The 26,734-nt window shown below is 65.3% G+C and carries 28 protein-coding genes; 14 read left to right on the top strand and 14 right to left on the bottom strand.

Annotation, left to right across the window (positions count from 1 at the left end; translation table 11 throughout):
- The first annotated feature begins 210 nt into the window (after positions 1-210).
- The gene (locus CHRYSEO8AT_RS07610) at positions 211-1,311 is read left to right on the top strand and encodes a phytase (RefSeq protein ID WP_159848593.1); all 1,101 of its coding nucleotides are present in this window, start codon (positions 211-213) and stop codon (positions 1,309-1,311) included.
- A gap of 492 nt (positions 1,312-1,803) precedes the next feature.
- On the opposite strand, the gene CHRYSEO8AT_RS07605 is transcribed toward CHRYSEO8AT_RS07610, so the two are convergent.
- From CHRYSEO8AT_RS07605 to CHRYSEO8AT_RS07575, 7 genes are all read right to left on the bottom strand, one after another.
- Complete coding sequence (locus CHRYSEO8AT_RS07605) at positions 1,804-2,355, bottom strand: hypothetical protein (RefSeq protein WP_236547460.1); 552 nt, start codon at positions 2,353-2,355, stop codon at positions 1,804-1,806.
- 316 nt (positions 2,356-2,671) lie between these two features.
- Positions 2,672-3,121, bottom strand: coding sequence for a hypothetical protein (locus tag CHRYSEO8AT_RS07600; RefSeq protein WP_159848587.1), 450 nt, complete (start codon positions 3,119-3,121; stop codon positions 2,672-2,674).
- Between the two features lie 123 nt (positions 3,122-3,244).
- Positions 3,245-3,517, bottom strand: a complete 273-nt coding sequence (locus CHRYSEO8AT_RS07595) for an HPr family phosphocarrier protein (protein ID WP_017506134.1) — start codon at positions 3,515-3,517, stop codon at positions 3,245-3,247.
- Positions 3,514-3,918, bottom strand: a complete 405-nt coding sequence (locus tag CHRYSEO8AT_RS07590) for a PTS sugar transporter subunit IIA (protein ID WP_159848584.1) — start codon at positions 3,916-3,918, stop codon at positions 3,514-3,516. Before CHRYSEO8AT_RS07590 ends, CHRYSEO8AT_RS07595 begins: the two co-directional genes overlap by 4 nt.
- 120 nt (positions 3,919-4,038) lie before the next feature.
- Positions 4,039-4,461 (bottom strand): HPr kinase/phosphorylase, encoded by a 423-nt coding sequence (locus CHRYSEO8AT_RS07585; RefSeq protein ID WP_236547459.1) that lies wholly within the window; start codon positions 4,459-4,461, stop codon positions 4,039-4,041.
- 2 nt (positions 4,462-4,463) lie between these two features.
- Positions 4,464-6,077, bottom strand: coding sequence for an ATP-binding protein (locus CHRYSEO8AT_RS07580; RefSeq protein WP_159848578.1), 1,614 nt, complete (start codon positions 6,075-6,077; stop codon positions 4,464-4,466).
- Positions 6,046-6,750, bottom strand: coding sequence for a response regulator transcription factor (locus CHRYSEO8AT_RS07575; RefSeq protein WP_159848575.1), 705 nt, complete (start codon positions 6,748-6,750; stop codon positions 6,046-6,048). Before CHRYSEO8AT_RS07575 ends, CHRYSEO8AT_RS07580 begins: the two co-directional genes overlap by 32 nt.
- Positions 6,751-6,980: 230 nt before the next feature.
- Between CHRYSEO8AT_RS07575 and CHRYSEO8AT_RS07570 the strand changes: the two genes are divergently transcribed.
- Positions 6,981-8,699, top strand: a complete 1,719-nt coding sequence (locus tag CHRYSEO8AT_RS07570; RefSeq protein ID WP_159848572.1) for a hypothetical protein — start codon at positions 6,981-6,983, stop codon at positions 8,697-8,699.
- A 37-nt stretch (positions 8,700-8,736) separates the two neighbouring features.
- Here the strand turns inward: CHRYSEO8AT_RS07570 and CHRYSEO8AT_RS07565 are convergent, their stop codons facing one another.
- The 3 genes from CHRYSEO8AT_RS07565 to ahcY all read right to left on the bottom strand — a co-directional run bounded on the left by CHRYSEO8AT_RS07565 (position 8,737) and on the right by ahcY (position 12,298).
- Positions 8,737-9,123 carry a zf-TFIIB domain-containing protein gene (locus tag CHRYSEO8AT_RS07565; protein ID WP_159848569.1) on the bottom strand — a complete coding sequence of 129 codons (387 nt, stop codon included), beginning with the start codon at positions 9,121-9,123 and terminating at the stop codon, positions 8,737-8,739.
- Between the two features lie 550 nt (positions 9,124-9,673).
- Entirely contained in the window at positions 9,674-10,882 is a 1,209-nt protein-coding gene (locus CHRYSEO8AT_RS07560) for an NAD(P)/FAD-dependent oxidoreductase (protein ID WP_159848566.1), read from the bottom strand.
- 24 nt (positions 10,883-10,906) lie between these two features.
- Positions 10,907-12,298 (bottom strand): adenosylhomocysteinase, encoded by a 1,392-nt coding sequence (gene ahcY, locus CHRYSEO8AT_RS07555; RefSeq protein ID WP_159848563.1) that lies wholly within the window; start codon positions 12,296-12,298, stop codon positions 10,907-10,909.
- 135 nt (positions 12,299-12,433) lie between these two features.
- Here ahcY and CHRYSEO8AT_RS07550 point away from each other — a divergent pair, with 135 nt between their 5' ends.
- A complete protein-coding gene (locus tag CHRYSEO8AT_RS07550; RefSeq protein WP_159848560.1) occupies positions 12,434-12,835 on the top strand; it encodes a Tat pathway signal protein in 402 nt (133 codons plus the stop codon).
- A 4-nt stretch (positions 12,836-12,839) separates the two neighbouring features.
- Here CHRYSEO8AT_RS07550 and CHRYSEO8AT_RS07545 read toward each other — a convergent pair whose 3' ends face one another.
- Positions 12,840-15,020 (bottom strand): primosomal protein N', encoded by a 2,181-nt coding sequence (locus CHRYSEO8AT_RS07545; protein ID WP_236547458.1) that lies wholly within the window; start codon positions 15,018-15,020, stop codon positions 12,840-12,842.
- 180 nt (positions 15,021-15,200) lie between these two features.
- Here CHRYSEO8AT_RS07545 and fsa point away from each other — a divergent pair, with 180 nt between their 5' ends.
- Genes fsa through CHRYSEO8AT_RS07525 form a run of 4 tightly spaced genes read left to right on the top strand, consistent with a single transcriptional unit; the run spans position 15,201 to position 18,491 of the window.
- On the top strand, positions 15,201-15,854 hold the full coding sequence (gene fsa, locus CHRYSEO8AT_RS07540) for a fructose-6-phosphate aldolase (protein ID WP_159848554.1): 654 nt from the start codon (positions 15,201-15,203) through the stop codon (positions 15,852-15,854).
- A gap of 37 nt (positions 15,855-15,891) precedes the next feature.
- A complete protein-coding gene (locus CHRYSEO8AT_RS07535) occupies positions 15,892-16,605 on the top strand; it encodes a DUF484 family protein (protein WP_159848551.1) in 714 nt (237 codons plus the stop codon).
- The gene (locus CHRYSEO8AT_RS07530) at positions 16,587-17,534 is read left to right on the top strand and encodes a tyrosine recombinase XerC (protein ID WP_201304379.1); all 948 of its coding nucleotides are present in this window, start codon (positions 16,587-16,589) and stop codon (positions 17,532-17,534) included. The genes CHRYSEO8AT_RS07535 and CHRYSEO8AT_RS07530 overlap by 19 nt, the downstream gene beginning before the upstream one ends.
- 9 nt (positions 17,535-17,543) lie before the next feature.
- Positions 17,544-18,491, top strand: coding sequence for an NAD(P)-dependent oxidoreductase (locus CHRYSEO8AT_RS07525; protein ID WP_201304378.1), 948 nt, complete (start codon positions 17,544-17,546; stop codon positions 18,489-18,491).
- 1 nt (position 18,492) lies between these two features.
- Here the strand turns inward: CHRYSEO8AT_RS07525 and CHRYSEO8AT_RS07520 are convergent, their stop codons facing one another.
- Complete coding sequence (locus CHRYSEO8AT_RS07520) at positions 18,493-18,843, bottom strand: hypothetical protein (protein ID WP_159848548.1); 351 nt, start codon at positions 18,841-18,843, stop codon at positions 18,493-18,495.
- A 183-nt stretch (positions 18,844-19,026) separates the two neighbouring features.
- Between CHRYSEO8AT_RS07520 and CHRYSEO8AT_RS07515 the strand changes: the two genes are divergently transcribed.
- Positions 19,027-20,028: a pepsin/retropepsin-like aspartic protease family protein gene (locus CHRYSEO8AT_RS07515; RefSeq protein WP_159848545.1), complete on the top strand. Its 1,002-nt coding sequence runs from the start codon at positions 19,027-19,029 to the stop codon at positions 20,026-20,028.
- On the opposite strand, the gene CHRYSEO8AT_RS07510 is transcribed toward CHRYSEO8AT_RS07515, so the two are convergent.
- The gene (locus CHRYSEO8AT_RS07510) at positions 20,015-20,806 is read right to left on the bottom strand and encodes an SDR family oxidoreductase (protein WP_159848542.1); all 792 of its coding nucleotides are present in this window, start codon (positions 20,804-20,806) and stop codon (positions 20,015-20,017) included. The two genes, CHRYSEO8AT_RS07515 and CHRYSEO8AT_RS07510, sit on opposite strands and share 14 nt — an antisense overlap.
- A gap of 141 nt (positions 20,807-20,947) precedes the next feature.
- On the opposite strand from CHRYSEO8AT_RS07510, the gene CHRYSEO8AT_RS07505 reads away from it, so the two are divergent.
- From CHRYSEO8AT_RS07505 to CHRYSEO8AT_RS07485, 5 genes are all read left to right on the top strand, one after another.
- Positions 20,948-21,325 (top strand): hypothetical protein, encoded by a 378-nt coding sequence (locus CHRYSEO8AT_RS07505; RefSeq protein WP_159848539.1) that lies wholly within the window; start codon positions 20,948-20,950, stop codon positions 21,323-21,325.
- Between the two features lie 52 nt (positions 21,326-21,377).
- Positions 21,378-21,932, top strand: a complete 555-nt coding sequence (locus CHRYSEO8AT_RS07500) for a lipocalin family protein (protein ID WP_159848536.1) — start codon at positions 21,378-21,380, stop codon at positions 21,930-21,932.
- Positions 21,933-21,982: 50 nt separating this feature from the next.
- Positions 21,983-22,381, top strand: coding sequence for a hydroxyisourate hydrolase (uraH, locus tag CHRYSEO8AT_RS07495; protein ID WP_159848533.1), 399 nt, complete (start codon positions 21,983-21,985; stop codon positions 22,379-22,381).
- A 257-nt stretch (positions 22,382-22,638) separates the two neighbouring features.
- Positions 22,639-24,798: a hypothetical protein gene (locus tag CHRYSEO8AT_RS07490; RefSeq protein ID WP_159848530.1), complete on the top strand. Its 2,160-nt coding sequence runs from the start codon at positions 22,639-22,641 to the stop codon at positions 24,796-24,798.
- Positions 24,799-25,034: 236 nt separating this feature from the next.
- The gene (locus CHRYSEO8AT_RS07485; protein ID WP_159848527.1) at positions 25,035-25,643 is read left to right on the top strand and encodes a recombinase family protein; all 609 of its coding nucleotides are present in this window, start codon (positions 25,035-25,037) and stop codon (positions 25,641-25,643) included.
- An 80-nt stretch (positions 25,644-25,723) separates the two neighbouring features.
- On the opposite strand, the gene CHRYSEO8AT_RS07480 is transcribed toward CHRYSEO8AT_RS07485, so the two are convergent.
- The gene (locus tag CHRYSEO8AT_RS07480) at positions 25,724-26,026 is read right to left on the bottom strand and encodes a hypothetical protein (protein WP_159848524.1); all 303 of its coding nucleotides are present in this window, start codon (positions 26,024-26,026) and stop codon (positions 25,724-25,726) included.
- Positions 26,027-26,087: 61 nt separating this feature from the next.
- Between CHRYSEO8AT_RS07480 and CHRYSEO8AT_RS07475 the strand changes: the two genes are divergently transcribed.
- Positions 26,088-26,360 (top strand): helix-turn-helix domain-containing protein, encoded by a 273-nt coding sequence (locus tag CHRYSEO8AT_RS07475; RefSeq protein WP_370514232.1) that lies wholly within the window; start codon positions 26,088-26,090, stop codon positions 26,358-26,360.
- The last annotated feature ends 374 nt before the right edge of the window (positions 26,361-26,734 follow it).

The raw sequence follows: 26,734 nt of genomic DNA, 5'->3' as shown, positions 1-26,734 counted from the left end.
CAGCCGATGGGGGGCCCGATTAACGTTTGGCGACGACGCGTAAGCGACGGTTCCGCGACGTGAACTTCGCGAATTTCGGACAGGACGGCGACGATCGATCCCATGACGGATCATCAGTCATCGAAACGACGCCCAACCGTCATGGTCGCGCCGTTGACCGGCGTGGCTCCTTCACGACAGGACGCCTTCAGACCATTTCGGGGACTAAAAATGCACCGCTCGACCACCCGCCTGCTGGCCGCCTGCGCCATAATGTCGCTTCTGGCCGCCTGCGCCACGCACGAGGTCGATTTCCAGGGCGAGGGCGAAGGTTTCGTCGGCCCCGGCGCGCCGGTCCAGGCCGTGCTGGAAACGCCGTCGGTCGGCACGGCGGGCCAGGACGCCGCCGACGACCCCGCCGTCTGGGCCAGCGCCACGCCCGTCACAGTGATGGGCAAACAAACACCCGGCTTCGTCGCCGGCACGGACAAGAAGTCCGGCCTCTATATCTATGGTTTCGACGGCCAGATCCTGCAGTTCCTGCCCGAGGGCCTGCTGAACAACGTCGATGTGGTCGAGGGCCTGTCGGTGGGCGGCCGCCCGCAGGTGGTGCTGGGCGCCAGCGACCGCACGCCGGGCAAGACCGGCATCTCGCTCTACACCTTCGACCCGGCCGGGACCGGCCAGAACGGCGTGCGCTATTGGGGCGCCGTCGCCACCGACGTGATCGAGCCCTATGGCTTCTGCTTTGCGCGTCGCGGGGCCGAGGTCCACGCCATCCTGGTCGGCCATGAGGGCGAACTGCGCCAGTTCATCCTGAGCGTCGGCGCCGACGGCAAGCCCGCCGCCCGCGAGGTCCGCCGCGCCGAGATCGGCACGATCTCCGAAGGCTGCGCCGCCGACGAAGCCACCGACGCCCTCTTTATCAACGAGGAAAACGTCGGCCTGTGGCGCTATGGCCTGAACCCGGCGTCGGGCGCGGCCCGCACCCTGATCCAGCCCATCGCCAAGGACATTCTGGTCGCCGACGCCGAGGGCCTGACCACCATCACCGACGCCTCGGGCCGCTACCTGATCGCCTCCAGCCAGGGCGATTCCACCTTCCCCGTCTGGCGCATCGACGGCGCTGCGCCGGAATATAAAGGCCGGTTCAAGGTCGTCGACGGCGCGGTCGACGGCATCACCGGCACGGATGGCCTGGCCGCCGCCAGCGGCCCGGTCGGCCCCTTCCCCGAGGGCCTGGTCGTGATCCAGGACGACGTCAACGACGTGGGAACGCAGAACTTCAAATACGTCGACTGGCGCGACATCCGTAGGGCGCTGGGGCTGTAGCGCCCCACTCCGTCATCCTCGGGAAAATTGATGCGTCAGGACCTTGATGTGTTTTGCTGATCAGCAGATCCCAGTCAAAGCGCCAAACTTCATCTTACGGTCTCACAGCCACGCCTTGGGCTGCGCACTGTCGCTGCACCCGAGCTTGGGCAGACTGGTTCCGCTCGTGAGACCAGTTGCCTACCCGCCCCAGATTGGGGATTCCGAGCGGCCTATCCTCAACCGTGTCCGGATTCGTGTCGCTCGATATGAACACCATCGGCGTTTCTCCTGGCGATGTGACAAGCCCGCAAATCGTGCGTCTGTCGGTCGAAAACGCAAATGCTGAAAGCTCGGCCTCAGGATAGGCAGTCGCCAAATCTCTCAGACGATCCTTGAGATGGCTTTCGATTTCAGCATTGGTTGCTGGTCCTTGGTTGATCGGTTGAGGGCTGGCTGGAGAGGAACACGCCGCCAATAGACCAAGGATGGATAATCCTAGAAACCTCATAATCAGTCTCTCCAGCGATCAGTAACCGGGGTCCAACGGGTATCGGCATACGCAGGCCCGCGCGGGGTCTCGTCGACTAAATACCGGTCCAGAGAGGCGCGGACGCGTCTGATGATCTCGATCACCCCGCACGCATCCGTCTTCTTGAAGGAAATATAGATCGGCCAACCCCTGTAGCTGGACTGGAGGGCGCAGTTTACTCTCGCTTCTAAACAGCCCCCCACAGCTTGGTACGCATCAGCGCCCTTGGGATAACCAACGATGAAGGTATCGGCCGCAGGATCGCCGTCGGCGGCCATGTCGGCAGCGATAAGAGCGGATTTCTGAGAGGACGAAAATTTCGTCGCTTGGTATCGATCAACGTTACATGATTGGGGATCTAGCAAGAGACCGTTCTCGACAGGGTATCCGAACCCGTCAAATGAGTGATTAAAATCACCAATGTTGTGAAAACCGATGTTTCCGCCGACATCATCACTATACATAAGGACGTTGATATCGTCGTCGGCGGGCGAAGAGCCGTTTACCGCAGAAATATTGATGAGCAGCCGCATCCTCGGGCCGGGCGTCGCGTCAGGCAAAACCATGACAGGAGGCAGTCGGAAGCGTATTCTCTTCCCCGTAGTCCGATGACCGCCGGGGACATATTCGTAGAGGCTCTGCTCCACCAAACCTTGAGGCTTGGTAATCGACAAGCGGGGTCGCCCCGGCTTTACGATATCTCCAGGTTTGGGGTCTCCAGCTGGGGCGTAAGACGCAAGAGCCAGAAGGCAAAGGGGCGAAAACGCCCACATCAATGTGCGGCGACTCATCAACGCCGCGTCCAATTCCAAGCCGCTGCGACCATCCGCTCAGGCCGGTTGCGAAAGCTCACTTTGCTTGCGCCTTGCGAAGTTCAACCAGCGCAAAGGCGGCTCGCGTCGCCAGAATACCGGCCAGAACACCCACTAGATTGAACGCGGAAAAAGCAGCCCAGCCATAAATCCATCTGGTGAAGGGATACGCAAGGCCGACAATCGCCCATGCTGTCATCCCGAGAGCAACGAAGCGATTAGGCACAGCACGAAGGTAAAAGCCTCCCACCATTGCGACGGCGGCCAGAACAAGGAGAAGGGGCGCTGTTGTGTTCGGGTCTCGGGTGACAAGCGTACTGAACGGAAACCGCCACGCGTAGATTGCCGAAAAGACGTGTGTGATCGCGATGGCGTAAAAGCCTGCCGCGCCTTCTTCGACACCAAAACGCGCGGCTTCCACGCTGGCGAACTTCTGAAATGGATTGGCCTTGGCCAGCGTTCTGGCCTGGGAGCTGTAAATCGCCATGGAGGAACCATCCTCCAAAAGCGTGAACCCCAAGTTGAAAACTATCGGTGAAGTGGAGTTCCGCCACCCATCCTAAAACAGATGATTGGAATGCCGCTGTCAGACCCTGAGGGTGACGGCCCTCTACTGATCCTCGTCGAACTTCCGTGCGACGAGGTCGGTCAGAGCTTCCATGGCCTCTTCGGCGTCCGGACCTTCGGCGGAGACGTCGATGCTGCAGCCGATGCCGGCGCCCAGCATCAGCAGGCCCATGATCGAGCGGGCATCCACCGTCACACCGTCGCGGGTGACGTGGATCTCGCTTTCGAAGCTGGAGGCCAGTTTGACGAACTTGGCCGAGGCGCGGGCGTGCAGGCCCCGGGTGTTGCAGATGTTCAGGGTCGCGGTGACGGTCATTTTTCGCCTGCGAGCACCCAGGACGCGACGGAGATGTATTTGCGCCCGGCGTCCTGCGCATGGGCGACGCAGGATTCCAGCGTCTCGCGGCCGCGCACGCTGGCCAGTTTGATCAGCATGGGCAGGTTCAGCCCGGCGATGACCTCGGCGTGGGTCTGTTCCATGACCGAAATGGCCAAGTTCGACGGCGTGCCGCCGAACATGTCGGTCAGCAGGATGACGCCGTCGCCGTCGTCCACGGCCGCCGCGGCGTCCACGATGTCGCGACGCCGACGCTCCATGTCGTCGTCCGGCCCGATGCAGATGGCCGCGACGCCGCGCTGCGGGCCGACCACATGCTCCATGGCGGAGAGAAATTCGGACGCCAGCCCGCCGTGGGTGACGATCACCAGACCGATCATGAGGACTTCACTCGCATCCCGCCCCGAACCGTCCCAGGCATTCCCCCGCCCGGCAAGGGAGGCCGGACGCCGCCCTCTTTGGACCGCAAGGGGCGTGTCATAGACCCGTCGCTCAGGGTTTCAAAGCGTCTCCAGCGCGACTGCGACCACATCGACGGCCGAAGCGGGTCGGGGGTCCAGCGCCAGCAGGGGCAGGTCCACCCCCGCGAAAGCCCGCGTCTGCGGCTCTGGAAGCCGTTCGACGGCCTCCGGCACGCAGGCGACGGCCAGCACCACGCGGGCCAGGGGGCGTGTCGCTGCGGACACGATTCCGACCCCGCGAACCTCGATTCGACCCGTGATCGAGGCGGGCGCCGAGGCATGAACCGCCCCGCCCGACGTCCAGACCTGGGTGTAGTCGTCGCTGATCAACCGCCAGCCGCGCCCGATCAGCCGCAGCGCCAGATCGCTCTTGCCCACGCCCGACGGCCCCAGAATCATCACCCCCTGCCACTCGCCCCGGCGCCGAATGGCGACCGTGGTGGCGTGGACGGGCGGCTCCATCCTCATGCCCTGCGGCCGACCGCCGGGAAGACAATCTCGAACCGGGCGCCGCCGTCGGGACGGTTCTCGGCATGGACGCGTCCGCCATGCGCCTCGGCGATCTGGCGCACGATGGACAGGCCCAGGCCCGAGTTCGACCCGAACGCCGCCCCCTTGGGCCGCGAGGTGTAGAAGCGCTCGAACACCGTCTCCAGGTTCTCGGCTGGAATGCCCGGCCCCTGGTCCTCGACCCGGACCCGGATCGGCAGGTCGTCCGTCGTCTCTTCCAGCGTCACCTTCACTACGCCCCCGGCCGGACTGAACGAGCGGGCGTTGTCGATCAGGTTTCGGAACACCTGCCCCAGCGGCCCGTCGCGCCCCATGACCCGCAGCGGCTGCTCGGGCGCCGTGAAGGTCACCGGAATGTCTCCGGGCTTGGCCGTCGTCTCATAGATGCCGACGATGTCGGCCAGCAGCCGGTTCACGTCCACCGGGCGCGGCCGGTCCCGCGACAGCTCCGCATCCAGCCGCGACGCATTGGAGATGTCGGTGATTAGCCGGTCCAGCCGCCGCACGTCCTGTTGCAGCAGGGCCGTCAGCTTCTCGCGGTGCGCATCGGTCTTGACCAGCGGCAGGGTCTCCAGCGCCGAACGGATCGAGGTCAGGGGGTTCTTGATCTCGTGCGACACATCCGCCGCGAACCGTTCGATGGCGTCCATCCGCGTCGACAGGGTGTCGGTCATGGATTCCAGCGACCGCGCCAGGTCGCCGATCTCGTCCTTGCGATCCTCCAGATCCGGCAGGGAGATGGCGCGCGCGCGTTGCAGCTTGACCTGATCCGCCGCCGCCGACAGTCGCATGATCGGCCGCGCCACGAACAGATGCAGCAGCAGCGAGGCCAGCAGGTTGACGCCCAGCGCCACCAGGGCGAACGGCACCAGGGCGCGCCGCTGGGCGCTCAGGATCTCGTCCACGTCGCCGGATTCGACCGTCAGCACCCCCAGCACCTGGCGCACATGGCGCACGGGGATGGAGACGGACACCACCCGGTCGCCGGATTCATTGCGGCGCAGGGTCGCCTGGGGCGCGCCTTCCAGCGCGGCCGAGACCTCGGCGGCCAGTTCGCTGTCGGCGCGGGCGACGCGACGTTCTGAGACGATGCTCGCCGCCGCGCTGTCGGGCGTCGGGGCGCCGGCCGGATTGGCGTCGGGCAGAGGCTGCCCGCCGATGGCCTCGGTCACCTGATAGCTGTCCACCAGCAACAGGCCGTTGATGTCATATAGCCTGACCCGCTGGCCCGCCGGGATGAACCGGTCGGTCAGCCACAGCGAGGCGCGGATCGGATCCAGCTCGGGCGTCGGCTCGCCCCGCGTCACCCCCTCCTCGCGCAGCACGTTGGCCAGCAGTTCGGCTTGGACGCTCAGCGATTCCTGGCGCGCCTCGATCAGCCCTTGCCGCCATTCGTTCAGGGCCAGAGCCCCGCCGAACAGGATCAGCAGGCTGAGCAGGTTTAGGGCCAGGATGAAGCCGCCCAGCCGCGATCCGCCGAAGCGGAACAACGGCCGGCGCACAGGCTCCTCGTCGGGCTCGCGCCCGCCCGGAAGGTCAGCTCTCGCGGTAGCGGTAGCCGACGCCATACAGGGTCTCGATCGCGTCGAACTCGTTGTCCACGGCGCGGAACTTCTTGCGCATCCGCTTCACGTGGCTGTCGATGGTGCGGTCGTCGACATAGACCTGATCGTCGTAGGCGGCGTCCATCAGGTTGTCGCGGCTCTTCACGAAGCCGGGCCGCTGGGCCAGGGCCTGCAGCAGCAGGAACTCGGTCACCGTCAGCTTGACCGGCTTGCCTTCCCAGGTCGATTCGTGACGCGCGGGGTCCATCGACAGCTTGCCGCGCTTGATCGCCCGGCCCGAGACCTCAGCCGCCGTCTCCGGCTCGCCGCCGTCTGCGCCGGTGCGACGCAGCAGGGCCTTGACCCGTTCGATCAGCAGCCGCTGGCTGAACGGTTTGTGCATATAGTCGTCGGCGCCCAGGTTGAAGCCGAGGATCTCGTCGATCTCCTCGTCCTTGGACGTCAACATGATGACCGGGATCTGCGAGGTCTGGCGCAGGCGACGCAGCACCTCCATCCCGTCCATGCGCGGCATCTTCACGTCCAGGATGGCCAGATCGGGCGGCGACGCTTCCAGCGCGGCCAGGCCCGATGCGCCGTCGTGATAGGCGGTGATCTTGTGGCCATGGCTTTCCAGCGCCAGCGATACGGACGCCACGATGTTCTCGTCGTCATCGATCAGGGTAATGTTGGCCAAGTCTGTCTTCTCCTGAACTTGCGTTCTCGCGAACGACAACGCGCAACAAGCGTAACCGTTCGATCGCGGTCACATTAGGGCTGGAGCCCGGCGGGCAGAAGGGAATTCGATCCACAACCTCCAACAGCGCGCGAACGCCCAAGATGGTTCGTCGCCCCGCCCATTTCAACGCGGCGCCAAATTCGCCTCTGCAAACCTCCCCTTAAAGCCTTGCGCGCCAGGGTGGCGCCATGGCCGGTCCGATCCACTACGAAGTCTATGTCCGCAAGAGCGCGCCGTCCGCCTGGACCCTGCTGATCGCCACCGAAGACCGCAAACACGCCATCGAGACCGCCGAAGACCAGTTGAACGACCGCCTCGCCGTCGCCTCGCGCGTCACCAAGGAGACGCTGGACCCCGACACGATGGAGTTCAGCTCCCTGACCATCCTGACCCTGGGCGCGCCGGAAGAGAAAAAGAAGAAGGTCGCCGACCCGACGCTGCGCCCGGCCTGCAGCGGCCCGACCGAACTCTATTCCCCCCACGCCCGCGCCCTGATCGGCCGGGCGCTGGAGGACTGGCTGAAGCGCGAGGGCGTCACCGCCTTCGAATTGCTGCACCGCCCCGACGTGGCCGAAAGGCTGGAGGCCTCGGGCGTCGAACTTCAGCACGCCATCCAGAAGGTCGCCGTCCCCGAAAGTCAGGCCACCGGCCAGGACGTCCACGGCGTCGTGCGCCATTATCAAAAGCTGGTCGAACAGGGCATGGCGCGCCTGCGCAAGGCCGGCCGCGACGGCATGTTCCCCGCTCTGGAAGACCGCTCCATCGCCGACCTGGCCCACCGTCTGGCCGGGTCCTCGGATCGCGCCTTCAGCATGGGCGGCGTCGTCGCCGGCGCCCTGAAGGATCGACGCGGCGCGCGCGAGCGGCTGGGCGCGCTGATGGATCTGATGGACGCGGCCCCCGCCGATGGCCCGCCCCGCGCCCTGGTCGTGGTGGTGGTCGAACAGATTGTCGCGGAGATGCTGGCGATGCGCACCAATCTGACCGAAATCCTCGGCCCGTCGCTGGATCAGGGGGCCAATCTGGCGGCCATCGTGCGGATGGTGGCGCCGGCCGAGATGGACGGCCTGCTGCGCATGGACCCGCGCCTCGCTTTGATGATGCCCGATGTGGATGGTCCGGCCGCGCGCCTGGGCGTGCATCTGGCGGCCGGCGACTTCCCGCTTCTGGCCGCGTCCCTGGCCCGTCTGGTGACGCGCGAACTGACCAGCCCGCGCCGACTTCGCCCCGCCGATCCGGTGGGCGAGATCGACATTCTGCGGCTGCTGGCCATGGCCCTGACATCCTCGGCCGGCCGCCTGCTGACGCTGGAAGAGGTTCAGACCGCCTTCGTCGAACGCTCCAAGAGCCTGGTCACGGCGGACTTCGTCGGCGCCTACGTCAACCCCTGCCCGACCGTCCTGGCCGAGGCCGAGCAACTGACCCGGCTGTGCGAGAACGTCACCGGCGGGGCCAACAAGCGCGCCGCCGCCCGTTGGCTCAGCGCCTGTATCGGCTCGCTGCGGTTCGAGACCGAGATGCGTCAGGCCACACCCGGCGGCCCCAGCGCGTCACAGAAACTGGCGACCCTGGCGCGGCTGCAACGCGCGGTCCGCGCCGCCCATCTGGGCGAACACGACCAGACCCAGATCGCCGAGGCCATCGGCGCCGTCGGCGCCAATCTGGAGGCCGACGCCAACCTGGTCGCCCAGATCGTCCGCGCCCCGGTCTCTGCGCCCCAGAAGCTGGCGGCCCTGCTGAAACTGGCGGTGGGGGAGGCTGGCCCCTTGGGTCCAGCGGCCGACCGCGCCCGGTCGGAAGCGATCAAGCTTCTGCGCGCGCCGGACGTCCGCACCGCCCTGTCGGCCGCGCCCGAAAGCGTCGCCGCCCTGAAGGGCCTGATGCAGGCGGCGGGTCTCGCCGCCTGATCCACACCAAGCCCGAGGGTGACGGAATTTGGGCTGCTCAGTCGAAGATATCGAAGATGCTGTCGCGCTTCTTTTTCTTGTAGCCATGCTCGTTGTCGCGATACCGGCCGTCACGGTATTTGTCGCTCTTGTAGCCCCGGTCGTCGCGATAGGGCTGCGGCGCCGCGCCACCCCACGGCTGGGGTTGGGGATGAGGTTGGGCGTATTGCTGCGGCTGCGGCTGAACCGGCGGGGCATAGGCTTGGGGCGCGGGCGCGACCGGCGCAGAGGCGCGGCCCTCCTCGACGGCGGCGGCCATCAGTTTTTCCAGCTCGCCGCGATCCAGCCAGACGCCGCGGCAGTCGGGGCACATGTCGAACTGCACGCCGTTGCGCTCCAGCGTCTGCATGGCGGCATTGTCGTTGGGGCACATCAGAAGAGGCATTTCGGGCTCCGGTCGAAGGATCAGGATCGGGTGGTCGATACGACGGGCCAGGAGGGGAGAAAGCCCCATCGCATCGACGCACCCGTGCGGTCCGACATCGCGTCGCACAGCCCGGCGCAAGGAAGGGGGAACGCCAGACCGCAACGACGCCAGAGGGGCCCGTTCCGCTCCCTCAAGCTAGGCGCCGCCCTGCCCCGCCGCCATGCGTCGCGGGGCCGCAGGCACGACCTTCGATGGGTCATGGCTGCCAGCCATCGCATACACGCCAACGAACCGACGCCTTTTCAGGGACTTGAGGACCAGCAGCGGCAATCGACCAGTCACGATGTGGATAGGGGTTATGATCCCGTCCCGGTCTTTGACATCGCTGCCGAACCCACCCGAACCCGTTGGCCTGTTTTTCCAGGAGCCAAACCTGGCGAGGAGATTGCACTTGATTGCACAGGTGCAATTTCCGGCTCAGGATTTATCCTTGTGAATCAGTCGCCTGACTTTGAAATTACACCCCGTTGCGCTGTTTTTCCCGAGTGCAATTCGGTTGGCGTCCAGCCTAGCAGACCTGCCCGGCCGCCCAGCCCGACGACCAGGCCCACTGGAAATTATAGCCGCCCAGCCAGCCGGTCACGTCCACCGCCTCGCCGATGAAATACAGGCCGGGAACGGCCTTGGCCTGCATCGTCTGCTGGTCCAGCGCCGCCGTATCGATCCCGCCCAGCGTGACCTCCGCGGTGCGATAGCCCTCCGACCCGACCGGCTTGACGGCCCAGGCGTTGACCGCCTGATCCAGCCGCCTCAGCACCTTGTCCGACAGGTCCGCCAGATTGCCCGACGCGCCTTCACGTACGCACAGGCTTTCGGCCAACCGACGCGGCACCACATGGCCCAGCGCCGTATGCACGGCCTGGCGCCCATTCGCCGCCTTGGCCGCCTTCAGCTCCTCGAACACGTCGCGGCCCGGCGCCATCGAGGCCACCACCGCTTCGCCCTCACGCCAATAGGAGCTGATCTGAAGAATGGCCGGCCCGCTCAGGCCACGATGGGTGAACAGCATGGCCTCGTTGAAGCTGGCCTTGCGCGCCTTGGCCCCATCGGGCGCCGAGGCGACCGAGACGTCTACCGCCACCCCCGCCAGCGGAACCAGCGTCTCCAGCAGGCCCGCCTCGAACGTCAGCGGCACCAGGGCCGGCCGCGTCTCGGTGACGCGAATGTCGAACTGGCGTGCGACCTCATAGGCCCAGCCGGTGGCGCCCATCTTGGGGATCGACTTGCCGCCCGTCGCCACGACCAGGGACGGCGCCGCGACCTGCGATCCGTCCGACAGGGTCGCCGACCAGCCGTCGCCCGACCGCGCGATCTGCTCCACGCCGGTCTTCATGTTCAGGGTCGCGCCCGCCGCCGCCATGTCGTCCGTCAGCATACGGACGATCTGTTTTGCGCTGTCGTCGCAGAACAGCTGGCCCAGCGTCTTTTCGTGCCAGGCGATCCCGGCCCTGTCGATGCGCTTGATGAAGTCGTGCTGGGTATAGCGGCGCAGGGCCGAGGTCGCGAACCGGGGATTCTCGCCCAGGAAGTTCGCCGGTCCGCAGCCCAGATTGGTGAAGTTGCAGCGCCCGCCGCCCGAGATGCGAATCTTCTCGCCCGGCCGGTCGGCATGATCGACGACCAGCACCCGGCGTCCGCGCCGCCCGGCCTCGATCGCGGCCATCATCCCGGCCGCCCCTGCCCCCACGACGAGGACGTCGAACGACGCCCTCGTCATGACAGGCCCCTCGGTTCGAGGGTCTCAGTAACGATAGTGATCCGTCTTGAACGGGCCTTCGACCGGCACGTTGATATAGTCGGCCTGGTCCTTGGTCAGGACGGTCAGCTTGGCGCCCAGCTTGGCCAGGTGCAGCATGGCGACCTTCTCGTCCAGGTGCTTGGGCAGGGTATAGACCTTGTTGTCGTAGGCCTTGGCGTTGGTCCACAGCTCGATCTGGGCCAGCGTCTGGTTGGTGAAGGACGCCGACATCACGAAGGACGGGTGGCCCGTCGCATTGCCCAGGTTCACCAGACGGCCTTCCGACAGCAGGATGATCTTCTTGCCGTCCGGGAACTCGATGTGGTGGACCTGCGGCTTGATCTCGTCCCACTTGAAGTTCTTCAGGCCGGCGACCTGAATCTCCGAGTCGAAGTGACCGATGTTGCAGACGATGGCGTTGTTCTTCATCTGTCGCATGTGCTCGACAGTGATGACGTCCTTGTTGCCGGTCGTGGTCACATAGATGTCGGCGCGGCCGGCGCTGTCGTCCAGCGTCTGGACCTCATAGCCTTCCATCGCGGCCTGCAGGGCGCAGATCGGGTCGATCTCGGTCACGATCACGCGGGCGCCGCCCTGGCGCAGCGAAGCGGCCGAGCCCTTGCCCACGTCGCCATAACCGCAGACCACGGCGACCTTGCCGGACAGCATGACGTCGGTGCCGCGACGGATCGCGTCGACCAGCGATTCACGGCAGCCGTAAAGGTTGTCGAACTTGGACTTGGTGACGCTGTCGTTGACGTTGATGGCGGGGAAGGGCAGCTCGCCCTTTTCGGCCATCTGATACAGACGGTGAACGCCCGTGGTCGTCTCTTCCGACACGCCGCCAATGGCGTCGCGGATGGCCGAATAGAAGCCGGGCTTTTCGGCGATGTAGCGTTTCATCACCGCGAACAGGGCTTCTTCTTCCTCGTTCTGCGGGTTGGCCAGGACCGAGATGTCCTTCTCGGCCTTGGGACCGAGGACCGTCAGCAGGGTCGCGTCGCCGCCGTCGTCCAGGATCAGGTTCGGATAGCCGCCGTCGGCCCATTCGAAGATCTTGTGGGCGTAGTCCCAGTATTCTTCCAGCGTCTCGCCCTTGGTGGCGAAGACCGGCGTACCGGCCGCGGCGATGGCGGCGGCGGCGTGGTCCTGGGTCGAGAAGATGTTGCACGAGGCCCAGCGCACGTCGGCGCCCAGGGCTTCCAGCGTCTGGATCAGAACCGCCGTCTGGATGGTCATGTGCAGGCTGCCGGCGATGCGGGCGCCCTTCAGCGGCTGGTCCTTGCCGAACTCCTCGCGCAGAGCCATCAGGCCCGGCATTTCGGTCTCGGCGATCTCGATTTCCTTGTTGCCCCAGTCGGCAAGGGTGATGTCGCGAACGATGTAGTCGGTCATGTCAGGGCTCCGAGCCGCAAGAAGATTTGGGGCCTCATAGCCCGGCGAGCGCCAAGTATCAACAAACACATAAAGATATCCTTATGCGATCTGGCCTCAGCAGTTTCTTAAACCATGGCCGCTAGACCTCACGGCATGGAACGCCGCGCCCTTCTCGGTCTCGCCGTCGTCGCGACGGCCGCCGCCTCATCGACGGCTCGCGCCTCGTCGAGCGGCGGCGGGGCTGCGTCCGCCGACACCTATTTCCGCCTGCCGGTCATCACCGCCTCGATCATCCAGGCCAGCGGCCGTCGCGGGGTGCTGACCATCGAGACGGGCGTCGATGTGCCCGACGCCGCCCTTCGCATCCGCGCCCAGCAGTCCGCCCCGCGTCTTCGCGCCGCCTACAACACCGCCGCCCAGCGCTTCGCCAACGGTCTGCGTCCCGGCGCCGTGCCCAATATCGACCAGTTGTCGGCCGAGCTTCAGGCCGCGACCAACGCCACCCTGGGCCGCCCCGGCGCCCGCGTGCTGCTCGGCACGGTCATGGCGGCCTGAGCGCCTACAAGAACGAATAGGGATCCACGTCCACCGTCAGGCGGACCGAGGCCGGAACCTTCACCCGCGCCAACCAGGCCCGCAAGAAGGCCTGGATGTTCACGTCGCGGTCGGCCCGTACCAGCAGCCGCTTGCGCCGGCGTCCCCGCACCAGGGCCAGCGGCGCATCGGCGGGGCCATAGACCTCCAGCCGCTCGGCGTTGGGAATGGCCTGGGCCAGGTCGTTGGCCGTCTTCTCCACCGCCTGGGCATTCTCGCTGGACAGGATGATCGCCGCCAGCCGGCCGTAAGGCGGCAACGACGCCGCCTCACGCTCGGCCATCTCCGCCTCGACGAAGGCGTCCCGGTCGCCCGCCGCCAGCGCCATCAGCACCGGATGTTCGGGCGTCCAGGTCTGCAAAATGGCCCGCCCCGGCCGATCCGCCCGCCCCGCCCGACCCGTCGCCTGGGCCAGCAGCTGATAGGTCCGCTCGGCCGCCCGCAGGTCGCCGCCGCGCAGGCCCAGATCCGCATCCACCACCCCGACCAGGGTCAGGCGCGGGAAGTTGTGCCCCTTGGCTGCGGCTTGCGTGGCCACCAGAATGTCGATCTCGCCGTCGGTCATCCGCTGGATTAGCGCGCGCGCCGACCGGGCGTCGGGCGCGGTGTCCGAGCTGAAGACCGCCGTCCGCGCCTCGGGGAACAGCTGTCGCACCTCTTCCTCGACCCGCTCCACCCCCGGCCCGACCGAGACCAGCGAATCCTCGGCCCCGCACGACGGGCACAGCTTGGGCCGCGCCATGGAGAAGCCGGTCAGGTGACAGACCAGCCGCCCGGTATAGCGATGCTCGACCAGCCAGCTGTCGGTGTCCGGGGCCGTCAGCCGGTGCCCGCAGGCGCGGCACAGGACCACGGGCGCGTATCCGCGCCGGTTCAGGAACAGCAGGGTCTGCTCGCCCCGCAGCAAGGTCTCGCCGATAGCCAGCCGCAAGGGTTGTGACAGCCAGGTCTGGGGATCGGGCGTATTCTGACGCAGGTCCAGCAGGGCGATGTCCGGCATGACCGCCGTCCCGTGCCGCGCGCCCAGCTTCAGCCAGTCGTAACGCCCGCTCTGGGCGTTCCACAGCGTCTCCAGCGATGGCGTCGCCGATGCCAGGACCACCGCCGCCCCCTCGATCCGCGCCCGCGCCACCGCCAGGTCGCGGCCGTGATAGACCAGTCCCTCTTCCTGCTTGAACGAGCCGTCGTGCTCCTCGTCCACCACGATCAGGCGCAGGTCGATGAAGGGCAGGAACAGGGCCGACCGCGCCCCCACCACGATGTTGCACCGACCGGCGACCACCGCCTCCCACACCTGGCGGCGTCGCGGCGGGGCGACGCCGGAATGCCATTCGGCCGGGGCCGCGCCGAACCGGGCCGTGATCCGCTCGATCAGGGCCTGGGTCAGGGCGATCTCGGGCAGCAGGATCAGGACCTGCGCCGCCGGATCGGCCCGCAGCACCCGCGCGATCGCCTCCAGATAGGCCTCGGTCTTGCCCGACCCCGTCACCCCGTCCAGCAGGAAGGGACGAAAACCGCCGCCGGTCACGCCGTCCGCCAGGGCTGTCGCCGCCGCCGCCTGATCCCCGTTCAGCGATGCGGGTGCATGGTCGGGATCGGGTCGGTCGAACGCCGCCTCGGCCGCGATCTCGATGACCTCCAGCACGCCTTCGTCGATCAGGCCCTTGACCACGCCCGACGACACGCCCGCCGCCCGCGCCAGATCGGCCCCCTTCATGGATCGCTCGCCCACGGCCTCCAGCACGCCCGTTCGCGCCGGGGTGGCCCGCGACGGCGCCCGCTCGCCTACCCGCCGCACCCGACGTTCCGGCCGGGGACGCGGCGCCCGCAGGCCCTTCAACGCCGTCGCCGCCATCTCGCCCGGCGACGACAAAGTCCAACGCCCGGCCCATTCGACGAAATCCACCACGCGCGACGGCAGGGCCGGATCGTCCAGCAGACTGTCCACCGCCTTCAGCCGCCGGTTCGATCCCGTCGTCTCGAACACCTCGGACACGATGCCCCGCATCAGGCGCGGCCCCAGCGGCACGGCGACCTGATCGCCGCGCGCCAGGGTCAGCGTCTCGGGAACCTCGTAATCGAAGGCTTCCGGCACCGGCAGTGGAATGAGGACCGAGGCGACTTTCACTCGTCTTCTCCTCCCCATGCAATGGGGAGGGGGACCGCGAAGCGGTGGAGGGGTTCTTGCCGCATCACAGGCGCCTGCCGTGCGGCAAGAACCCCTCCGTCACGACGCGAAGACGCGCCGCGCCACCTCCCCATCGCGAGCGATGGGGAGGAGAAAGGGAGTCGCATCCGCTCTTCGGTGACGCTAAAAGCCCTGCCCATGAAACTCTTTCTCGATACCGCCGACGTCGCCGTCATCAAGGACATGGTCCCCACCGGAATGGTGGACGGCGTTACCACCAATCCGTCGCTGATCGCCAAGTCGGGTCGGAACATCGCCGAGGTCATCGCCGAAATCTGCGCCCTGGTCGAGGGGCCGATTTCCGCCGAGGCCGTCTCGCTCGATTTCGAGACCATGGTCAAGGAGGGCGACAAGCTCGCCGCCATCGCCCCGAACGTGGTCGTGAAACTGCCCCTGACCTGGGACGGCCTGCGCGCCTGCCGCGTCTTCTCCGACAAGGGGATCAAGACCAACGTCACCCTGTGCTTCTCGGCCGCCCAGGCCCTGCTGGCCGCCAAGGCCGGCGCCACCTTCGTCTCGCCCTTCGTCGGCCGGCTGGAAGACAACGGCGCCGACGGCATCGGCCTGCTGGAAGAAATCCGCGTCCTGTATGACGTGCACGGTTTCGACACCCAGATCCTGGCCGCGTCGTTGCGCAATGTCGCCCATGTGGCCGCCGCCGCCGTCGCCGGATCGGACGCCGCCACCTTCGGCGCCGACACCTTCAAGGCCCTGGTGAACCACCCGTTAACCGACAAGGGTCTTGATGCCTTCGTGGCGGACTGGGCCAAGACGGGTCAGTCCATTCTGTAGCATCGCGTTTCCTGGAGAGGTCTGTTTGAGCGGCTCATTGGACCTTTTCGAAACGTCGGAATCGGACGCAACGCCCCATGTGGGCGACGGCCTGCATTGGCCCGACGTGCGCGGCTGGCTGCAGACCCATCCCCAGACCCTGCTGGACGACCGTTCCCTGCTGGAAGAGATCGGCCTGCGTCCGCACGGCCGCAACGTGGTCGAGTTCGGCGCCGCCGCCCTGACGCGGCTTGAGGCCGTGGTCGAGCGCGAGACCGGCGCCCGGCGCGAGATCGAACTGATCGCCCGCGCCAACTTCGCCGCCCAGACCCAGACCCATGTGGCGACCCTGGACCTGATGGAGGCCAAGAACCATTCCGACCTGGCCCGGCGGCTGGACGCGGCGGCGCAGGGGCGGTTCGGCCTGGCCGGCGCCGCCATCGCCCTGGAAAAGCCCGGCGGCGTGCCCTTCGGCTGGCGCGCGCTGGAAGAGGGCGACGTCGACAACCTGCTGGGCGAACACGGCCTGACCTGGCTGGGTCCGATGATCCCCGGTCTGAACTTCTTCGGCGCGACCGAGGATCAGGTGAGGTCCATCGCCCTGGTCCGCATGGCCCCGCACCTGACGCCCGGCGGACCGCCCCGCCCCTGCATCTGCGCCTTCGGTTCGCCCGAGCCGGAAGGCTTCACCCCGAACATGGGCTGCGAACTGGCCGCCTTCCTGGCGCGGGTGACGGAGCGGATGGCCGAGCGATGGCCCGTCCTGAACTGAAAGGTATTGAACTGACTGCCGCCCCCGACGCCCTGCGCGCCTGGCTCGACCATCTGGCGCACGAGCGTCGGCTGTCGCCGCGCACGCTGGAGGCCTATGGCCACATCGGTCGGCTCTATGTCGCCTTTCTCGAACGCCATCGCGGCGAGACCCTGTCGCTGAAAGACATGGGCACGATCACCGCCGCCGAGGTCCGCGCCCACATGGCCGAGCGGCGGTCTGGCGATCATCCGCTGGCGGCCCGGTCCTTGAGCCAGAGCCTGTCGGCCATTCGCGGATTTCATGCCTTCCTCGACCGGCGGCTGGACACGCCCGCCCCGCAACTGGCCCTGGTGCGTGGCCCCAAGGTCAAGCCCTCCCTGCCCCGTCCGGTGACCGAGGATCAGGCGCGCGGGCTGTTGGCCGAACCGGACGCCGATCCCGACGCCGAACCGTGGGAGGCCGCACGCGACCGGGCGGTGCTGACCCTGCTCTACGGCTGCGGCCTGCGGATTTCGGAGGCCATGTCGCTGGTCCGCGCCGACGCGCCCCTGGGCGAGACCCTGCGCATCGTCGGCAAGGGCTCCAAGACCCGGATCGCCCCCATCCTGCCCGCCGTGCGCGCGGCGGTGGACGTCTATCTGGCCCTGCTGCCCTTCCCGCTTCAGCCCTCAGACGCCCTGTTCCGCGCCCGACGCGGCGGTCCGCTCAGCCCCCGTCACGTCCAGGCCTCGGTCCAGCGGTTGCGCGGTCGGCTGGGTCTGCCCGTACGCACAACGCCCCACGCCCTGCGCCACAGTTTTGCGACCCATCTGTTGGGCGCCGGCGCCGACCTGCGTTCGATCCAGGAACTGCTGGGCCACGCCAGCCTGTCGACGACCCAGAAATACACCGGCGTCGATGCGGATAGACTTTTGAATGCCTATGCGGCCGCCCATCCTCGCGCCTAGAACGGCGCAATGACCATAGACATCCTGGCCATCGGCCTGCCCGCCCTCGCCGACAAGATGCTGACCGAACGCGCGCCCGGCCTGGGCTGGACGCTGCATCGTCCCGGCCCGGACGGCCTGCCTTCGCCCGAGGTCGCCGACCGCATCGTCGGCGTCGCCGCCTCTGGCGCCGCGACCGTGGACGCCCGACTGATCGACGCCCTGCCCGCGCTGAAGATCGTCTCGGTCCACGCCGTCGGCTATGATCTGACCGACGTCGCCCACGCCCGGTCGCGCGGCGTGATCGTCACCCATACGCCCGATGTCCTGAACGAGGACGTGGCTGACCTGGCCCTGCTGCTGGCCCTGGGGACCTTGCGTCGACTGCCGGCCATGGACGCCTATGTCCGCGCCGGACGCTGGGTCTCGGACGGGCCGCCGCCATTGTCGCGCAGCGCCGCAGGCCTGCGCTACGGCCTGCTGGGTCTGGGCCGGATCGGTCAGGCTATCGCCCGTCGGTTGGAGCCCTTCGCCGGAAGCCTCGCCTATCACACCCGCAATCCGGTCGCGGATGCGCCGTGGCGGCATGTGCCGAACCTGGTCGATCTGGCGACCCAGGTCGATGTGCTGATCGTGATCGTGCCGGGCGGCGCCTCGACGCGCGGCCTGGTCTCGGCCGAGGTGCTGGAGGCCCTGGGTCCGACCGGCGTGCTGATCAATGTCGCGCGCGGCGAGGTGGTGGATCAGGACGCCCTGGTCGCCGCCCTGACCTCGGGCAAACTAGGCGGCGCGGGCCTGGACGTGTTCGCCGACGAGCCGAACGTGCCCCAGGCTCTGATCGACAGCGACCGCTGCGTCCTGACGCCCCACGTCGCCTCGGCCACCATCGAGACCCGCAACGCCATGGCCGAACTGATGATGGCGAACCTGGAGGCCGTGCTGGCGGACAAGCCGCCGGTCACCCCGGTCCCGGACTAGCCTACTGACCCGGCCGTGAAGGACGGGGCGGCGTCACCGACACGGTCGGGCCGAACTCGCGGCCCAGGGCGCGCGGCTGATCGGGGATCGCATAGCTGATCGGCAAGGGGCAGTTGTTCCGATCGCGCCGATCCAGCAGCAGATAACGCCGCGCCTGACCGTCATCGAGAGAGCGGTCCAGCGTCATGGCGCGGTCGCCGCTGCCTTGCTGGGCCTGAATCAGGGGAGCGCCGCAAGGCTCCGCACCTTGGTTCGCCACCGCAACGATCCGAACCGCGCCATGGTCGATCATGGCCGTCGAAGGCGTCATGGCCGCAGGATCAGACAAGGCCAGCATGAGCAAGGTCAGCATTACATCCTCCGGGGTTCGATCCCGACGATACGCCGGCAACCTCGGATTGACCAGATCACGTTGATTGCTCGGCTGAACGAACGCCGCTGCACCAAGACGCTGCCGACAAGAATATGTCTCATCCCCTTCGCCGAAAGCGCCTAACGTGCACCACCCCGGTGAAGGCCTGAGGAGGATGGGCGGGTGCGCCTTGCAGTTGGCGAAGGGGCAATTTTCACGTCGTCGCGGCGCGAGGCGCTGAGCCTGCTGGCGGCTGTCCCGTTTCTTTCCGCCCAGACCGCTGCTCCGTTGGAGCCGCCGCCCGATCAGGTCCGGCTTTTGCAAAACCTCCTGACGCGGATGGGCGTGGCGGTGCGTCTGAACGGCGGCGCCCAGCAGGTGTTCGTCATCGACACCGGCGCCGAACGCAGCGCGCTTTCGGCCGAGCTGGCGCAGGCTCTGATACTACCGTCCGGTCCCTCGCTCGTCGTCCATGGTATCACCGCGGCCGAGGTCACCCCGACCGTCGAAATCGCACAGATCGAGATCGGGCGGCGGCGTTTCACCGACCTGACCCTGCCGGTCTTCCCCCGCGCCGCCCTGGGCGCCGACGGCCTGCTGGGGCTCGACCTGCTGTCGCGCTTTCGCCTGACGCTGGACGTCAATGCGCGCCAGGTCGCCCTGTCGCCCTCGGGCTCGACCAGCATCGCCCTGACGACCAGCGCCGACGGCACGCGGCTTCGTCAGCAGGACGTCCTCGTCGCCGGCCATCGCGGTCGGTTCGGCCAACTGATTTTAACCCGTATCGAAGTGGCGGGCGTCGAGGTCGCCGCCTTCATCGACAGCGGCGCTCAATATTCCATCGGCAATCTGGCGCTGATGCGGTCGGCCGGGATCGGCCAGACCACCGACCCATCGCGGCCCGTGCGCATGGTCGGCATCGTTGGCGGCGCGGTGACGGCGCAGACGGGCACGGCCCCGGCCATGCGGGTGGCGGGACGGTCGCTGGGACCGACCCCGCTGCTGTTCGCCGACCTGCATGTATTTCAGGTCATGGGCCTGATCGACCAGCCGGCCCTGCTGCTGGGCGCCGACATCCTGAGCCGGTTCAGCCGCATCACCCTGGATTACGGCCGCAGCCGCGTGGCCTTCGGCGGCGTTTTGCGTCGTCGCCCTTCGCCCGCCGGTACGGTCAGATCGCCTTGATCGCCCCGCCGTCCAGCCGGATCAGCGACCCGGTGACATAGGCCGCCAGCGGGCTGGCCAGGAAGGCGGCGGTGGCGCCGAACTCCTCGGTCGTGCCGATGCGGCCGACGGGGATGGACTTGACGGATTCGGCTCGCGCCTCCTGCGGCGTGACCCCGGTGCGCTCGGCCGCCGCCTGGTCCAGGCGTTCGATGCGCGGCGTGTCGATCCGCCCCGGCAACAGGGTGTTGACCGTCACCCCGTCCGGTCCGACCTCGTTCGCCAGCGTCTTGGCCCAGGCGGCGACCGAGGCCCGCAGGGTGTTGGACACGCCCAGCGCCGCCGACGGCTCCACCACCGTGATCGAGGCGACGTTCAGGATCCGCCCCCAGCCGGCCGCCCGCATGCGCGGCAACACCCGGTCGGTCAGGCGGAAGATCGACAGCACCATCGATTCGAAATGATCGCGCCACACCGCAGGCTCAAGACCCGACACCCCCGACGGCGGCGGCCCGCCTGTGTTGTTCAACAGGATCTCGATATTGCCGCCCAGCAACTCCTCAGCCAGGTCCGCCGCCTTCAACAGCGCCGCGTGGTCCGCCAGGTCCGCCGTGACCACGACCGCCTTGCCCGGCCCGGCCGCGTTCAGCGCATCCGCCACGGCCTGGAGCTTTTCCGCATCGCGCGACAACAGGGCGACATGCGCCCCCTCGGCGACCAGGGCCGTCGCCACGGCGCGGCCCAGGCCGGAGGATCCGCCGCAGATCAGGGCGCGCTTGCGGTCCAGTTTCAGGTCCATGATCGATCTCCGGCTTCGATTTTCAGCCCCGGATATCGGACGCCTGCCTGCCCGGCGCAACGCGGCGTTAACCGACACGACGCACCTTCATGCCTGAGCGGTCGCCATCAGCCGCCAGGACAGGCCGGGGAGGGCTCGCCCATGTCGACCAAAATGACGTCGAGCATCCGCCGACATAGCGATCATTTCGAGCCGCAGGACACCGATCCCCAGGAACAGCGCCGCCTGCGCGGCCAACTGGAACAGATCGACTACGCTGCCTACATCGCCAACAAGGAGGTGATCGGCCAGGCCCTGACCGGCGTCGATGCCTCGTCCCTGCAAAAACTGGCGGTCATGACCGCCACGGCCCGCGCCAAATGGGTGGCCGAATCGCTGCGCCTGGCCCACTCCGGCTCGGCCGTGACGCCTGATCAGGTCGCCCGCCTGACCGCCGCCCGCACCGCCTACGACGAACTCGCCGAAGCCTACGAGGCGCTCCGCCGCATCATCGAGCGGGGGTATATCTCTCTACGGTGACTCCACCGACGCAGCCGCAGGAACCGGCGACCCGGAACCTCGTTCAGCCGCCATGTCGAACGCATGCAAGATTTCCATCGCCCTTCTCGCCGGCGCCGCCCTGGCGCTGGGCGCCTGCGCCACCCTGCAACGCGGCCCCGTCGGCAACGCCACCGTGCCCCAGCCGACCAAGGCGGTCGATCTGAACCACTACGCCGGTCTCTGGTACGAGATCGGGCGCTACGAGAACGGGTTCGAGCGCGGCTGCGAGGGCGTGACCGCCCAATATACCGTGCGCGACGACGGTCTGGTCGGGGTGCTGAACACCTGCCGCCAAGGCTCCACCACCGGTCCGGTCAAGACCTCCGAGGGCAAGGCCAAGGTGGTCGAGGGCAGCGACAACGCCAGGCTGAAAGTGTCCTTCTTCGGCCCCTTCTACCTCGGCGACTATTGGGTGCTGGATCACGCCGACGACTATTCTTGGTCCATCGTCGGCGAACCGTCCGGCCGCTATCTCTGGCTGCTCAGCCGCACCGCCCAGCCCTCGCCCCAAACCCGCGACGCCATCCTGGCCCGCACCCGCGCCCTTGGCTACGACCTGGCATTGGTTCGGCCGACGCAGCATTGAACGCCCGCCTCATGCCGAACCCCCAATGATCAGCCTCTAAGGACCATCCTATGCGTATCGCAGCGCTTGCCGCCCTGTCCGCCCTTCTGATTTCCGCAGGATCGGCCTCCGCCGAGACTATTTCGACCCACGTCCTCGATCTGGCGCGTGGCGTTGGCGGCCGCGACGTGCCCGTGACCCTGGAGATCAGGGAAGGCGACGGCAGCTGGCGCCAACTTGCATCCGCCCGCACAGACGAGAACGGCCGGGTGCGGTCATTCGGCGATCAGGTCACGACCCAGGCCGCCACCTACAAGCTGACGTTCGACATGTCGCACTATGGCGACACTGACGCCCAACCGTTCTTTCCCGAGATCGACGTGGTGTTCCAGGTCCGCGACCCCAGCATCCACTACCACGTCCCCGTCGTCGTCAGCCCCTACGGCTACAGCACCTACCGCGGCAACTAAGGCTGGATTCCAGGACGCCTGGTGGAGCCGAGGGGAGGCCCCTCTCTCCGTGCAAAATCAGTCACTTACACAGCATCACTGTCCGCCTGTGTGGGAGCTTTGTGTAGCACTCGCTTGATGATCGAGCCAGCGGTAACATTCGGGATGGGGCATCAGCGGGCTTCCACAATGGCAGCGACCCGTGATTGCATACCTAACAGTTGTGCTTGAGCTTTCTTTGGTTGTAACCAAAGCTCGGTATTTACTGGCAGGGTGACATGACGATTTCGCGAGACCGCTTCGAACTAGCGCTGCAAAGGCTGAATTATCCGGACTGGGATAAGTTCGAACGGCTCGCGTCCACCTTCCTAGCGTCTGAGTTCGATAACGTCCGGTCGATGGCCGCGCCATCAGGCGATGGGGGGCGAGACAGCGAGCTCTTCAATCAAGAGGGCGAACTCAATGTTGCTTTCCAGTTCTCCGTGACAGGAGAGTGGGGTGCTAAAATACGGGCGACCATGAAGCGTCTGGAGGAAAATTTCTCTGAAGTGAGAGAATTAATATACCTCACAAATCAGACAATCGGCGCGAAGGGCGATGCCGTAAAGCGAGAGATGTCTAAGAAGGGTGTATCTCTCGATATTCGAGACATTACGTGGTTTCTAGATAGAGCTAACTTGGATACGAATAGGTCGGCAGCAGCTGAGCAATTAGCGATTGCGATGGTCGATCCCTTACTGTCGGCAAAAGGATTGGCACCAAAACCGAAGTCCGTCTTTTCACCGTCTGAAGCGCAGACAGCTCTTTTCTATCTTGAAATGCAACGAGAAGACGAGGAGAGCGGAAAAAATCTGACACGATCATGTTTCGACGCTCTGGTGAAGGCTGCATTAGCGGGAACCAACAGAGATAATAGGGCCTCCCGCCAGGAGATATATGAAAGGGTGGTACGGTTCCTACCGAGATATGAAGTCCATCAGCTAAAACCATTTATTGATAGCGCCCTCCTTCGACTAAAGAAGAACGCCATTTCTGAATGGGCCAATGGTTCAGAATACCACCTTAGCCATGATGAGGCGGTGTCTATAAAAGATCGCGCAGCTCGCCTCCTCTTGATGCAGAGCGCGCTTGAGGCCGATGTACGAGATATCGTTGCGGCCTCCGAGAGCATTGTCATATCTGATTTAACCCGCTTTACGGAATGCGTGCAGGCGGTAATTGAGAAGTACTTCGTTTCACGCGGCGACGAGTTCGTTAAATCTCTAAGCTCAGACATAGATATAGTTCTTCACGATGACGACCTACGTTCAGCTATATCAAGCACAGCTCCCTCGGGTCTAGTTGGGGGAAGAAATCAGTCTGAGTTCATCCGGACCGCGTGCATTTCTTTGATGAACAACCCGTCTGATGCGACGCGGAATTATCTCCGCATATTATCAGATAGCTATACATTGTTTGCATTCCTAAGCGAAACACCGGACGTACAGAAGGCAACAAATAAACTGTTTAGGCAGGGAGAGCTGTGGCTAGACACTAGCGTCTTACTTCCTGTCATCGCCGAAACTACAGCCCCCACTGACGATCGACCTTTCACCGGCATGTTCGAGCAACTCTCAAAGGCGTCGGCAAAGATGTACGTAACGCCAGGAGTAATCGAAGAAGTACGGCACCACCTTGAAATCTGCGTAATGAAATCACGATCAGAGCAATGGTTCGGAGGGGTGCCGTTCGTTTACACTAAGTACATATTAAACGGAGGCCAGTCAGGAAAGTTCGCATCTTGGATTGAGAGGTTCATGGGCTCTTACGATCCGCTGCGCGATCTGGAAGATTATTTCGAGCGCATGAACATATATGTGGAAAATCCGGGTCCAGAAGATTTGGTATCGCCCGATCTGGTCAGGTCAATTTATTCGTATTGGCAGGAAGTCCACGGTAATCGTCGGCGCGACAAAGGCGCAATGAACCATACGAGCGATTTGCTCGCTAGGCATGACGCTGAGAACTGCATAACCGTCATCGGCGAGCGTAAAAAGAACCGCCAGCGATCTGGTTTAGGGCATAGCTGTTGGTGGCTTACTCTTGATACAGCGGCCTACAAGCTTAAAGACAAGCTTGATAGAGACATTTGGAAAGAGATCGGCTTCTCGCCCGTCATATCCCTAGACTACATGATGAAGTATCTGGCGTTCGGGCCAGCTCGGGATCGCATTACATCTTCTGAGGCAAGCACGTCGAGGATATTCACTACGTCTCTACGGGATGCCATTCCTCCCGAGCTCTTGGCAGCCGCCGAGAAAGTGCGAGAATTGAACGGCGGGATGCCTGAGAACCTTATTCAACGCAAGATACGAGATACCCTTGATAGGGAGCGAGAACGGATCGGTGAGATCCACCAGAATGGTGGTGAAGAACTGGACATATCGGTCCTGATCTAGAGATCAAATCAGGATGAGAAAATCATCAACCTATGTCAGACGGGAGATGGGAGTGAGGCGGCTTCATTTACCCCCTCACACCCCCCCGCCTAACGTGCGCCAACGCTTCTATTCAGAATATGTATCGAGGGTCAAAAGTTGTAAGTTATGCGCTATGGCTCATAAGTTATCTTGACGGCGCTTGTGAGCCGGGGTTATGAGCCAAGTTAGAGCCCCCTCTAACTTGTGAGCCACCTATGCACCGCATTGCCTACTACCGCGTCAGCACCGGCGACCAGAGCATCGAAGCCCAACGCGCAGCGCTAGGCGGGGGCTTTGATCAAGAGTTCAGCGACGAGGGTGTGAGTGGTGCAACGCCCGCCGCAACTCGTCCCGGTTTCTCAGACCTGTTGGCCAAGGTGCGGAGTGGCGACGCGCTATACGTCTATGCGGTAGACCGCCTCGGACGGGATGCGCTGGATGTTCAGGCGACCGTGCGCCAACTGATCGAGATGGACGTGATCGTTCACGTGCATGGCTTGGGTCCAATAGGCCGAGGTGTCGGCGAACTGATCCTCGCCGTCCTGGCTCAAGTTGCTGACATGGAGCGGCAGCGGATTGCCGAGCGGACACGGGCAGGGCGCGACGTGGCCCGTGCCTCACTAGCAGCCACAGGGCGCACCCACAGGGGCAAAGAGAGCCTTGGGCGGCCCGCTGCTCATGACGGCGCTGCGGTGGCTCTGTGGCGGCGGGAAAACGGGGCTTCCATCGGCGACACAGCGCGCAAGTTCGGCATCTCTCCCGCGACCGTGAAGCGTTACTGCGCCGTCGCTCTGGATAAGAACGGCAGCGCGGCGTTGGCTTGAACAGGGCGTCGCGCCCAGACTGCACGACGGACCGGATTTTTTCGAGACACCACCGAACGACTTCGGGTCGGGGTGACGAGTTAGCCCGGTAGCATTGCGTTCACGCGAAGGTGCGCGGCCATACTCCTCACTGCTGCGCGTTTCTTGATCCGTGCCGCCGCTTGAGGTGCCATTCCCTCTAGGACGGCAATCCGCTCAAGCTCGTCAAAGGTCTCCATCTCATGGATGAGACCCGCAACGTGAGACGCCGTGAGCTTTGTGCGCGTCTCTACGAAGAGACCACGAAATGCGTGATCCAGTACGATGTCGTCATACCAGCGCTTGGCAATGAGGCCGATGAAGCCAAGCAGCACCAGCAGCACGATCCAAGAAACAATGCCCATAAAGTCCTCCTAGCGCGAACCATACGTATGCCTGAATGGGTCGTAAATACCGTGGCCTCAAATGCCGCAACGCCAGACCTCTCAATGCATGGCGAGGGTGTCTGGAAAGTCTGATGGCGAGGGGGCGTTGCCGAAGCTGGGCGCGGCTATCCTGACACGCCGCCGTGAAGTCGCCCTGTCGCAAGAGGCGTTAGCTGACGCGTCCGGCATTGATCGATCGCATATGGGGAAGATCGAACGCGGCGAGCGGAACGTTACCTTATTGAACGTTTTGAAGATCGCCCAGGCGCTTGGGTGTACTGCGTCGGACTTGCTGCGCCGGGGTGGGCTCTAGAGTTTCAGACTGCCTGCCACGCCCGACGCGGGCTGTCGCTGTAGCTCCGGGACTGTACGGTTGGCAGACAATTTTCTCGCGGGTTGGGCGAACCACTTCACCCTGTTCGCATCAGGCCGATTGATCGAAAAACCTAGTTTGCTAGCCGAACCATCGCAGGCTGTGGGTTGGTTGTTTTGGTACCCATACAGACAGAGACACATGCACTTAGTTGCGCCGCCGAAAGGCGGAGGCCTCCATCAGAGGTACGGTCGCACGGGAAATGTTGGCTCATGCCAGCCGCGACCGGCGGTTCCCTACGCAGCGCTCGATCCAACTCATGGTCAGGCCTACGAAGGCCCGCCTTCCCCCCAAAGTATGATCCCTGAGATAGG

The sequence above is a fragment of the Brevundimonas sp. G8 genome (genome assembly GCF_902506205.1).
Taxonomy (GTDB): domain Bacteria; phylum Pseudomonadota; class Alphaproteobacteria; order Caulobacterales; family Caulobacteraceae; genus Brevundimonas.
Note: the sequence above shows the minus strand (reverse complement) of the source record. Positions and strands in the feature narration are given on the sequence as shown.